At 66.9% G+C, this 2,865-nt stretch carries 2 protein-coding genes; both read left to right on the forward strand.

Going from position 1 to position 2,865, the window contains the following annotated elements; all coding sequences use genetic code 11:
- The first annotated feature begins 13 nt into the window (after window positions 1-13).
- A complete protein-coding gene (locus ABEB28_RS38825) occupies window positions 14-1,900 on the forward strand; it encodes a 2-oxoacid:acceptor oxidoreductase subunit alpha (RefSeq protein WP_345733304.1) in 1,887 nt (628 codons plus the stop codon).
- A 272-nt stretch (window positions 1,901-2,172) separates the two neighbouring features.
- On the forward strand, window positions 2,173-2,865 hold a 693-nt coding region (locus ABEB28_RS38830), incomplete at its 3' end, for a 2-oxoacid:ferredoxin oxidoreductase subunit beta (protein ID WP_425559052.1).

The raw sequence follows: 2,865 nt of genomic DNA on the forward strand, positions 1-2,865 counted from the left end.
GGAGGACAGCCGAGTGAGCAAGCAGGTCCAGCGGTTGGACCGTGTGGTGATCCGGTTTGCTGGCGATTCCGGTGATGGGATGCAGTTGACTGGGGATCGGTTCACGTCGGAGACCGCGTCGTTCGGTAATGACCTGTCGACGTTGCCGAATTTCCCGGCCGAGATTCGGGCGCCGCAGGGGACGTTGCCGGGGGTGTCGAGCTTCCAGGTGCATTTCGCGGATCACGACATCATGACGCCGGGGGATCGGCCGGATGTGTTGGTGGCGATGAACCCGGCGGCGTTGAAGGCGAATCTGGGTGATTTGCCGCGTGGGGCGACGATCATCGTGGATACCCATGACTTCACCAAGCGGGCGCTGGCGAAGGTCGGCTACCAGGCGAATCCGCTCGAGGATGGGTCGTTGGAGGCCTACCACGTCCACTCGCTGGAGCTGACCGACCTGACGCTGCAGGCCGTCGAAGGGCTCGGGCTCTCCCGGAAGGACGCCGGCCGGGCGAAGAACATGTTCGCCCTCGGCCTGGTGTCCTGGCTCTACTCCCGGCCGGTGGATTCGACCATCGGGTTCTTGGAGAAGAAGTTCGCGACCAAGCCCGAGGTGGCCGCCGCGAACGTCGCGGCGCTCAAGGCCGGCTGGAACTACGGCGAGACCACCGAGGACTTCTCGGTGACCTACGAGGTCAAGCCCGCGCCGATGCCGCAGGGCACCTACCGGAACATCTCCGGCAACCTCGCCCTGGCCTACGGCCTGCTGGCTGCCGGGCAACGCGCGGACCTGCCGATCTTCCTGGGCGCCTACCCCATCACCCCCGCCTCGGACGTGCTGCACGAACTGTCGAAGCACAAGCGGTTCGGGGTGCGGGCGTTCCAGGCCGAAGACGAGATCGCCGCGATCGGCGCCACCCTCGGCGCGAGCTTCGGTGGGGCACTCGGCATCACGACCTCCTCCGGCCCGGGCATCGCGTTGAAGTCCGAGACCATCGGTCTGGCCGTCAGCCTCGAGTTGCCGCTGGTCATCGTCGACGTCCAGCGCGGTGGGCCGTCGACCGGCCTGCCGACCAAGACCGAACAGTCCGATCTGCTGCAGGCGATGTTCGGCCGCAACGGTGAAGCCCCGGTGCCGATCGTCGCCCCGCGGTCGCCTTCGGACTGTTTCGACGCGGCGATCGAGGCGGCGCGGATCGCGATCACCTACCGCACCCCGGTGTTCCTGCTCTCCGACGGATACCTCGCGAACGGCTCGGAGCCGTGGCAGGTGCCGTCCGTGGAGAACCTCCCGGATCTGCGCACGGAATTCGCGACCGAACGCAACCACGGCGAGGAGTTCTGGCCGTATCTGCGTGATCCCGAGACCCTGGCCCGGCCGTGGGCGGTCCCGGGCACCCCCGGCCTCGAACACCGGATCGGGGGGATCGAGAAGGCCGACGGGTCGGGCAACATCTCCTACGACCCGGCCAACCACGACCTGATGGTCCGCACCCGCCAAGCCAAGATCGACGGCATCGCCCGCTCGATCCCCGCCCTCGAGGTCGACGACCCCACCGGCGACGCCGAGGTCCTCGTCCTGGGCTGGGGCTCCACCTACGGGCCGATCGGCGCCGCCGCCCGCCGCGTCCGCAAGAACGGCATGAAGATCGCCCAGGCCCACCTGCGGCACCTCAACCCGTTCCCCGCCAACCTCGGCGAAGTCCTCCGGCGCTACCAGCGGGTCGTGCTGCCGGAGATGAACCTCGGCCAACTCGCCCTGCTGCTGCGGGCCAAGTACCTGGTCGACGTCGTCTCCTACAACCAGGTCCGCGGCCTGCCCTTCCGCGCCGAAGAACTCGAAGAAGTCCTCACCAACGTCGTTCAGCAGGGCAGCGTCCCCGCCACGGCTGAGAATTGGGAAACGATCCGATGACCACCGAACTCAATTTTCCGAGCTTGCGGTTGGTGCCGAAGNATCAAGCAGACCGGCGGCCTGGAGAACAGCGGCCCGGCCGACGCCGCCGATGAGATTGGGATCACCCGATGACCGACCCTTCGCTTCCGACCAACCGGCAGGTGGAAGAGGGCCGCGCTCCGGAGGAGCTGCAGTCCCCCAACCGCCGTAGCCCCATCCCGGCCGAGCAAGGTGGCCGGGCCGCTGGTGGCGCAGCCGGCGTCGCGTTGGACTTCCCGAGCTTGCGGTTGGTGCCGAAGACCGAGGTGCCGCAGAAGGCCGGGGATTTCAAGACCGATCAGGAAGTGCGCTGGTGCCCCGGGTGCGGGGACTACGCGATCCTCGCCGCGGTCCAGGGCTTCATGCCCCAACTCGGCCTCAAACGCGAAAACATCGTGTTCGTCTCCGGGATCGGCTGCTCGTCCCGGTTCCCGTACTACATGAACACCTACGGGATGCACTCCATCCACGGCCGCGCCCCGGCCATCGCCACCGGCCTCTCAACCTCCCGCACGGACTTGAGCGTGTGGGTCGTCACCGGCGACGGCGACGCCCTGTCCATCGGCGGCAACCACCTCATCCACGCGCTGCGCCGCAACGTCAACCTCAAAATCCTGCTGTTCAACAACCGCATCTACGGCCTCACCAAAGGCCAGTACTCCCCCACCAGCGAGGTCGGGAAAATCACCAAGTCCACCCCGATGGGATCACTGGACTACCCGTTCAACCCCGTCTCCCTCGCCCTGGGCGCCGAAGCGTCCTTCGTCGGACGCGCGATCGACTCCGACCGCAAACAACTGACCTCCGTGCTCCAGGCCGCCGCCCAGCACGAAGGCTCCGCCCTGGTCGAGATCTACCAGAACTGCAACATCTTCAACGACGGCGCCTTCGAACTCCTCAAAGACAAAGACACCAAAGACGACTGGACGATCCGCCTGGAACAC

The sequence above is a fragment of the Cryptosporangium minutisporangium genome, assembly GCF_039536245.1.
GTDB lineage: Bacteria > Actinomycetota > Actinomycetes > Mycobacteriales > Cryptosporangiaceae > Cryptosporangium > Cryptosporangium minutisporangium.